At 31.9% G+C, this 7,755-nt stretch carries 8 protein-coding genes; 1 reads left to right on the forward strand and 7 read right to left on the reverse strand.

What is annotated here, in order from left to right:
• Positions 1 to 571: 571 nt before the first annotated feature.
• From ACKTTC_RS08295 to ACKTTC_RS08310, 4 genes are all read right to left on the reverse strand, one after another.
• Entirely contained in the window at positions 572 to 1,087 is a 516-nt protein-coding gene (locus ACKTTC_RS08295) for a hypothetical protein (protein ID WP_408039340.1), read from the reverse strand.
• Positions 1,088 to 1,872: 785 nt separating this feature from the next.
• Entirely contained in the window at positions 1,873 to 2,766 is an 894-nt protein-coding gene (locus ACKTTC_RS08300; RefSeq protein ID WP_408039341.1) for a tyrosine-type recombinase/integrase, read from the reverse strand.
• Between the two features lie 2 nt (positions 2,767 to 2,768).
• On the reverse strand, positions 2,769 to 3,686 hold the full coding sequence (locus ACKTTC_RS08305; protein ID WP_408039342.1) for a tyrosine-type recombinase/integrase: 918 nt from the start codon (positions 3,684 to 3,686) through the stop codon (positions 2,769 to 2,771).
• Positions 3,687 to 3,777: 91 nt separating this feature from the next.
• Complete coding sequence (locus ACKTTC_RS08310; protein WP_408039343.1) at positions 3,778 to 5,304, reverse strand: hypothetical protein; 1,527 nt, start codon at positions 5,302 to 5,304, stop codon at positions 3,778 to 3,780.
• Positions 5,305 to 5,447: 143 nt separating this feature from the next.
• On the opposite strand from ACKTTC_RS08310, the gene ACKTTC_RS08315 reads away from it, so the two are divergent.
• Positions 5,448 to 5,783 carry a helix-turn-helix domain-containing protein gene (locus ACKTTC_RS08315; protein ID WP_408039344.1) on the forward strand — a complete coding sequence of 112 codons (336 nt, stop codon included), beginning with the start codon at positions 5,448 to 5,450 and terminating at the stop codon, positions 5,781 to 5,783.
• Between the two features lie 50 nt (positions 5,784 to 5,833).
• Here ACKTTC_RS08315 and ACKTTC_RS08320 read toward each other — a convergent pair whose 3' ends face one another.
• The 3 genes from ACKTTC_RS08320 to ACKTTC_RS08330 form a co-directional block, all read right to left on the reverse strand.
• Complete coding sequence (locus ACKTTC_RS08320) at positions 5,834 to 6,436, reverse strand: hypothetical protein (protein ID WP_408039345.1); 603 nt, start codon at positions 6,434 to 6,436, stop codon at positions 5,834 to 5,836.
• A 1-nt stretch (position 6,437) separates the two neighbouring features.
• A complete protein-coding gene (locus ACKTTC_RS08325) occupies positions 6,438 to 6,770 on the reverse strand; it encodes a DUF7693 family protein (RefSeq protein ID WP_408039346.1) in 333 nt (110 codons plus the stop codon).
• Positions 6,739 to 7,755 (reverse strand): RHS repeat-associated core domain-containing protein (locus ACKTTC_RS08330; protein ID WP_408039347.1); only part of this gene is annotated, 1,017 nt, incomplete at its 5' end. The genes ACKTTC_RS08325 and ACKTTC_RS08330, both read right to left, overlap by 32 nt.

Genomic DNA, 7,755 nt, shown 5'->3' on the forward strand with positions numbered 1-7,755 from the left:
TTGTTTGCATCTGTATAGGAGAGTCTAACATTACCTAAGTGGTCTCTATTTATGCGATTTTTTTTAAAAGCGGTCGCATTTTTTCAGGCACTTATCCTAAAAACTAAAAAAATTGAACGTCCATAGCATCTTCTTTTCCAGTTTCAAAGATAAAAAATTACTACGGATATTTCCCAAGCTATCTTTACATAATTGGGCATTATACCACTCTTTCGTAAACTCCAGGTACTATAATACAACTATGATAAAATAGCCGCTATTGCCAACCGCCTTGGTTTTTAACTAAAATAAATACGTTATTTAATAAGCTAGATAGATTATATACTAAGCTGTAATGGTATTAAAGTAAGCTAGCTTGGTGTTTTAGTAAGTTCTTGGGGTATTTTAAGAAGTAGACTTAGTAAGTGTACTAAGCTGCCTTATTAAAAGAGTAAGCAAACCTAGTACTTAAGTAAGTAATCTTACTATACTAACTAAGCTAGTTTAGTAAAAAAATAAGCTAACACAGTAAAATACTATGCTAGCTTAGTGAATAACCTAGTGTACTAGGTAGGAAACTAGAAAAGGGAATTTATTCTTCAGGTGTTGTTGGTTCTTCTGTAGGACTCTCTGCAACAGTGGTTGTATTACTGTTACCACGATTACTAAAGAATTGTGCTAAATCGGTTTGTTTAGCTTCAAAACCTGTAGCAGCTGTACTATTCTTATATTTTGTGTAGTTATAATCTGTAAGTGTAGCTTGGTAGTTATCCCAATCGTGCAGTATTTTGGCATTCTTTAGCCCCATATATAAGGCATCAAACCGCTGTAGTATCGTTGCAATAAAATTACGAGAGTTAAAATCTCTTGCAAACTCATCCCAGTCTACATCTGGACTGCTTAATTGGGGTTGTGTATCTCGATATTCTTTTACTTTGTTAATTACCAGTTTGTTTTGTTCGTTAACACTACCAAATTGTTTTCGTTCATCTGGTGTTAAGTTTGCAAACTTACTGTTTAAAGCAGCTTCTAAAGCTGTTAGTGCGTCTGTAACACTTGTTTGTTCTTCGTTAGTAAAATGACGTGCTTCAAAATTATTAAACGGCATATCTTTCTCTTTTTTAAGTTAATACTCTATTTTCTTTAGAGAAGGAGTAAGGTATTTTTAAGCTATTTGTGTATAAGTGTTCATTTTAAAAGCATATAGCAACACTACAGCTACAGCCAGCCTCTGTTGCTTTATGTTTTAAAACGTTCTGTAAAGATTGTGAAGATATTTCATAGCATAAAATAAACTTATTTCCTTTTCTTGTTACTAATATACAGATTTTTAGCAATATATCGTTTTAAAAAGGTAGGGATTGGCGGTTGCCTATGCGGCTGAGATTCCTACCTTTTTAAAATGACTTGTTTTTCATACAGCTGTTCAAGCTGTTTCAGGTTATAGCGCCTGCGGCCAAGCTGCGTGCAACGCTTACTAAAGGCTTGCCGTAAGCGAGCGCCGAAAGTGACGGTGGTGTGTAATGACGACGAAGGAGGAAGACACAACCGCCACAAGGTTTTTAAAATTCCTTAAATCAATCGTTAAAATCCATTTTAAAAACCGCAGTAGCTTGAGGCAATAGCGGCGAGCCTCAATGAAGCAACGGTTATTTTTTGGTGGCGGCATTTTTGACTAAAAATGGTGACACTAAAAAAGAAGAGTAGTTGCGAATGAACGAAGCAGAAGTGGTGGCAAAAATATTTTTACTGGAACTGGAGCTTGCGGAAGATTACAGTAATAAATGTTTTTAATAGTTGGGGCGAAGTGAATACCTTATAACCGTATTTATGTTAGCGTAAGCGGGAATAAAATAATTAAATCCCGAGCGACAGCGAGACACTTGGTTCTTATCAGCTTAATGGATGAAACTGGTTTATAGCTTCTTGTAAACTCTCTAAATTATCTTGTCTATATTTTTCGGTAGAACTTATATATCTGTGTCCTGCTAAATATTGTACTTTTCTAATATTATACTGTCCTAACCAATTTACAATAACACTTGCTCTTAAATGATTAACACTTGTTACTTTATGATTTATTTTCTTTAGTCTTTTTAATATTCCTCTTTGTAATAAATCATTAAAATGTTGTTGAGGGATAAAGAGGTTTTCATTGTAGATGTCGTTATATTTTGCTATCTGCGGACGTACTTCATTGATGTATTCTAATAGGTCTACTACTTGCCAAGATTTTAATTCTATTTCTCGAGCATTACTTCTTTTAGTACTTGGAACATATAATTTACCTTTTCTTACTTGTAAATGTTCTAGTTGTAGACTTTTTAAATTTGTAGTATTTAAGCCTTGATAAACAATGAATCCTACGATAATTTTATTGCGTTTTGCACTTAGTTTTGTTTTGTAGTTGGAGTATTTATTAAAGGTTTCTGTTTCGTAACTATAATATAAATCTTCTAATTCATCTGCATCTAATAAATTATGTAATACCTTTTTTACTGTGCCTTTTACTTGTACTTCTTCTAATGGATTGTTTATTCTTTCTCTTTCTGATATTAAATAATTAAAGTAACTTTTTAGGGAAGCAATATGATTGTTTATCGTTTGTACTTTGAGTTGTTTGGTTTGTAAGTATTTTATGTATTGTAGGCTTGTTTTATAATCTATTTCTTTTGCTTTTATGTTTTCTTTTTTTAACCAATTTATAAATATTGTTAAGCGTTCTTGGTAATGCTCTATTGTACTTTTACTATAGCCTTGTGCTTCTAAATATTCTTTGTACTTCATAATTAATTATCTTTTAAAATAGCTGTGTAAATCTGTGTAGCTTCTAAAGAACTGTGTCCTAAAAACTGTCTAATATCTTCTATATCCATTCCTGCTTGTAGTAGATGTGTTGCAATAGAATGACGTAAACTGTGCGGTGTAATATGTTTGTGTTGTAACTGATTGTTATTGGTAGCTTTTACGATTTGTTTTAAATTCCATTCTAAAGATCCGCCACTCATTTTGGTTGTTCTTTGTGTAACAAAAACATAATCGCTTTCACTCGCTTTTTTAAAATCGATTCGTGCATCGAAGATGTAATCTTCTAAGATTCTTAAATTATAACTGTTAATAGGTATAAATCGTTCTTTATAGTTTTTTCCTTTACTAACAAACACTCTTTCTTTATCGTATAAAATATCTTGTAATTGTAAATTAATTACTTCATTTCTTCGCATACCTAAACTGTATAAACAAACAAGCAATGCTTTGTTTCTTGCTCTAAATCTTGGTAATGGGTGACTGTACTGGACAGCTTTAAATAAGATTTGTATTTCTGATGTGCTACAATGTTTTAGTTTTTCTTCTGTTATTTTTTCTCTTTTTATATGAATATCGAATGACTTTGTATGATGTTTTTTTAAGTATTCTCTAAACTTTTTTAAAGTACTTTGGTGAGAGTTGAGATAACGATTGCTTAACGCGCCACCTCTGGTTTTATTTGGACGTTGTTGTAAATACTTGTAATAGTTCTTAACGATCTCTTTGTTAATAATATTGATAGAATGGTAATTATTACACTCTAACCAATACAAAAACTCGCATAATTGATTTGGGTAATTGGTTTGCATGGCTTTGCTAAATCCTAAAATATCTAACCACTCTTTAAAATCTTCTAATAATACTTTATAACTAACGTTTTGTAGTATGCTTTTTTTCATAACCCTTTACCTTTTTTTAGATTTCACAACAACTCACTAGTAATCATCTATTTTACTGTATGTTAACTTCGCTTTTTATAGGGTGGCGAACCTATGGCGTACTAGTGGCGGATAGTTTTGTTATACAAGTACTTAATGCACTGTGTATTTGTTCTTTTAAGGTTTTATATTCTTCTACATCTACAATTTCATAATGATATGATTTTCCTTTCTCTGCTTTGATTTTTCGTATATATCCTTCTGCTTGTAGTTGTTTTTGATAACGGCGTAGTGTAGTTTCTTTTATTCGTAAGTTTCTTCTAATTTCTGAACTTGTATAACTGGTTTGTTCTTGTTGATATAAATATGCTTTTAGGTTTTCTAAGTAGTTTCTTGCTGCTCCTGTAATTGTATCACTCTTTCGTAATAACACTTCTTGTATTAACTCATTTGCTTCTATTATATCTTCTATACTAGTTTCTATATATTCTTCTCCTGTATCTTTATGATATTTCTTCTCTTTTTGATATTGTTTATAAAATGTAATGGCTTCTATGAATTGGAGGTAGTGAGAGTTGGTACGGCGTGGTTTAAAAACAGACTGTGGAAGCTCTAAGTATTCTGCATACGGATTAATGACTTTTATTGGTTTTAATACTCGTTGCACATCGCGGAGAAGCTCCGCAGCTAGGTATTCTTCTTGCTCATTTAATTTACCTGCTGAAGCTCTGCGCTGATAATTCATAATACGTTTATCTTGCTCTGTGCTTTCATCTATGTATAACAAGAAACTCCTGTTACTATTATCTTCGTAAATACTCTCCTGTGTGGTACAACCTGCAACAGACACTGGGCCTTCTACAGTTAAGTGTATCGTTTTGGTAGTTCCTTTACTATCTTTATGAACAACTGTTTTAGTTATTCTCTTTTTACTTTGTAGTTCTCTTAATGGATATAATACTGATTCTGCTCCGTCTAAATCTTCTATTAAAATTAATTTGTGCTGTAATTCTGTTCTATTGAAGTAATAAAATGCATTGGCGGAGAGTACGGTTATTTCTACTTTATCTTCTTCTGGTATTAACTCTGCTACCTTACTTTGTAAATGTGTTTTTCCTACTCCTGAGCTTCCTAAACTAATACAGTGTAAAGGATTGTTTGTTTTTCTTGATGTAAAAATGAGATACATAAGCAAGCGGTTGATATCTTCTCCGATAACCCCACTTTTGCCTATGTACTCATTTGTTCTAGTTAGCAATTTTCCCTTTTTCAAAAAATTGATTGCGGTTTTCTCTTCGCTAGCATTTAGTTGTTTATATTTTGGTTGGTTGGCTTCTGCTTGTTTATCTAGTAATAAAAAACGGTAGTTCTCTAATTCGTGGGTAAGTTCCTGTAGTGTTTTTCTTGTAATACTTGTGCCTATTTCTAAGCGTTCTGCTATTCTTCTTACAAATTTCTCAACTTGATTGTCGTTGTATAAATCTATACTGTGCCTTAAAATATTTGTAGACTTTAGTTTTTGTACGCTGAGTGTTACTCGTAAACTTTCTAGCTTATTCGTCTTAATACCTCCTAAAATGTGGATTTCTAAGTGTTTTGTGAGGTATTTGTAGTTGTTTGGATTGGAAGTATTGAACATTGTTAAAAATATTTTATTGGTCTTATTGGACTCAAATGTAGATTTTATTCCCAATTAACACAAGTCTTTTAGGTTTTAATTACGTCCATTAATTACATATATTTGTGTTTTTATAGCATTATTGTACGCAAAAAAGGCTTATAGTGGATAAAATAGCAGTTATTATAGCAAGCTTAAGAAAAGAAAAAAGTTGGTCGCAAACAGATTTAGCTAACGAGAGTAAAGTATCTCGTGAGATGGTTAGTAAATATGAAAGAGGAATTGCAATTCCTTCTGTAGATGCTGCTAAAAAAATTGCTGATGCTTTTGGTGTATCGCTTGATTATTTAGTTGGTGAAGGTATAAATGCTTCTTTCGATAAAAAAACATTACAACGTTTACAAGCTATTGAAGAGATGTCTAGTGAGTTTAAAACTCACTTATTTTCTATAATTGATTCTGTAATTAGAGATTATAAAACACAACAAGCTTATAAATAAAAAACCACCTTGGTGAGAGGTGGTTATAATTCATTTTGTTATAATTTCTATTACTCGTTTATCACAACGGAGTTTAACGACTTTTTAGCTTTAGCTTCCCATTCGTTTCTTTGATATTCTAAACAGTTAAAACTGCACATTAACATTCTTCCCTCTAAAACAGTCACATACATAATATTATAAATTTTAGAGTCTATTGCTGGTGTAATAAATTCGAGAATAATAAAATCTTTTCCATTTATCTTTTCAACTTCTTTTTTAATCCATTTTATCTGTGGGTAAATAGAGTTAAATTGTCCTACAAATGCAGGTAAAACTTCAGGAAGTTTATCTTTCGGAATATCATTAAATGTATGATTAAAAGCAAAATTTATAGAACCTTGTTTATTTGTGTAAACAATTGTTGGTCTATTACTTGCAGGATACTTAGAAGCAAGCATTTCCTTACTCATTAAATCAAAACCATTTGGTAATTCAACTATCAACTTACCCCCTAAAAGATTCTTTTTTTCTAAAACATTAGAAACCTGCTCTTCTTGATATAATGCTTGACTTACTGATATTTCTTTCAATTCATCTTTAATCTTTCCAGACTTAAATGAACAATTTACTAGAGCAACAGTAAAAAGTATAATAATCAATTTATTATTCATTCTATATACCTATTTTATATATATCAATACATGTTTTTTTAGAAGGTTCATAATTCCTTAAGCTAAGTATATTATCAATCTCATCAAAACTAATTTCTCTTCCATCAGTTGCTTTTATATTATCTATATAATCCCAAGTATTTGCATCATTGAATATAGTAATTTGCCACCCATTACTTATATTATAAATCACATTACCCGAATAAACATCCAATGGAACTGTAGTAGGTTCTATTTTTAATTTACCTTCTTCAATGTCTTTTAAAAGACTTAATATTTCACTTTCTTTAATCATTTTTTCGCTAAAAATCTTTTGCTGGATTTCCCGAAGCATCCATGAATTTTTTCAACTTTTTATCTTTTGTTATTAATGTTGCATTATTATTGATTGCATCTGCTGCAACTTTAGCATCCGGCTTTTTCAAACTCCTACCCATATCACCAGCTTGTTTTTGTAGTGCATTGACTTGAGCATCAGTACCTCCTTTTTTAGACATTGTAGCACCTGTTTCTTTCATAAACTTTTTTAATTGACCTTTATCACCTTTAACCATAAATTCTTTAGCTGCTTGTGTAGATACAATTGGCTGTTTATTCCCTATAGCCTTCAATACATCTGCTTTTTTACCACCTTCAATAGCACCAACCAAAACATTATTATCTAAAGCTACTTTACCTACGTCCTTTGCTTTGTCTACAGCTTTTACAACATCTTTTGCCTTATCGGCTGTCTTTATTACAGTTGTCGCTACCGCTGCCGCTTTTACTGCTAACTTAGTTCCTCCAACAGCTAAACCAGCTCCAGGAACTGCTGCTGATAAATTTAAAGCAGCTTCTCCATAGTTACCTCTAGCCAATGATATTCCTGCATTTGCTAAATCTGCTATATTTCCAACAGCAGGAATCATACCCACAACATCAAGCCCTGTTTGTACTGCGTCTAACCAACCATCACAACAACCTGTTGGTGCCATTCCATCATAATCCTGAAAATAAACAGGATTGTTAAAACCAAAATTATATGGTGAATGTCTACGCATTTGTTCTGCTAATGGATCAAGATTCATCCATCTACCAAGTGCAGCATCATAATTACGAGCAGATACATCATACCATTCTAAACCTAGTTCGTCTTGCAACTCTTTTCCTCCAAAGCCTCTTTTTTGTGCGACACTATTCCCTAGAGAGTTAACTATATTATTGTATCCCTTTTGTTTGAGTCCAAATGGATAGTAATTTTTCTCTTCTATGATTTCTGTAGCAGCAGTAATTACACCGTCTTTGTTTGCATCTGTATAGGAGAGTCTAACATTACCTAA

Origin of the sequence: Tenacibaculum amylolyticum (assembly GCF_964511145.1) — a bacterium.
Lineage (GTDB): Bacteria > Bacteroidota > Bacteroidia > Flavobacteriales > Flavobacteriaceae > Polaribacter > Polaribacter amylolyticum.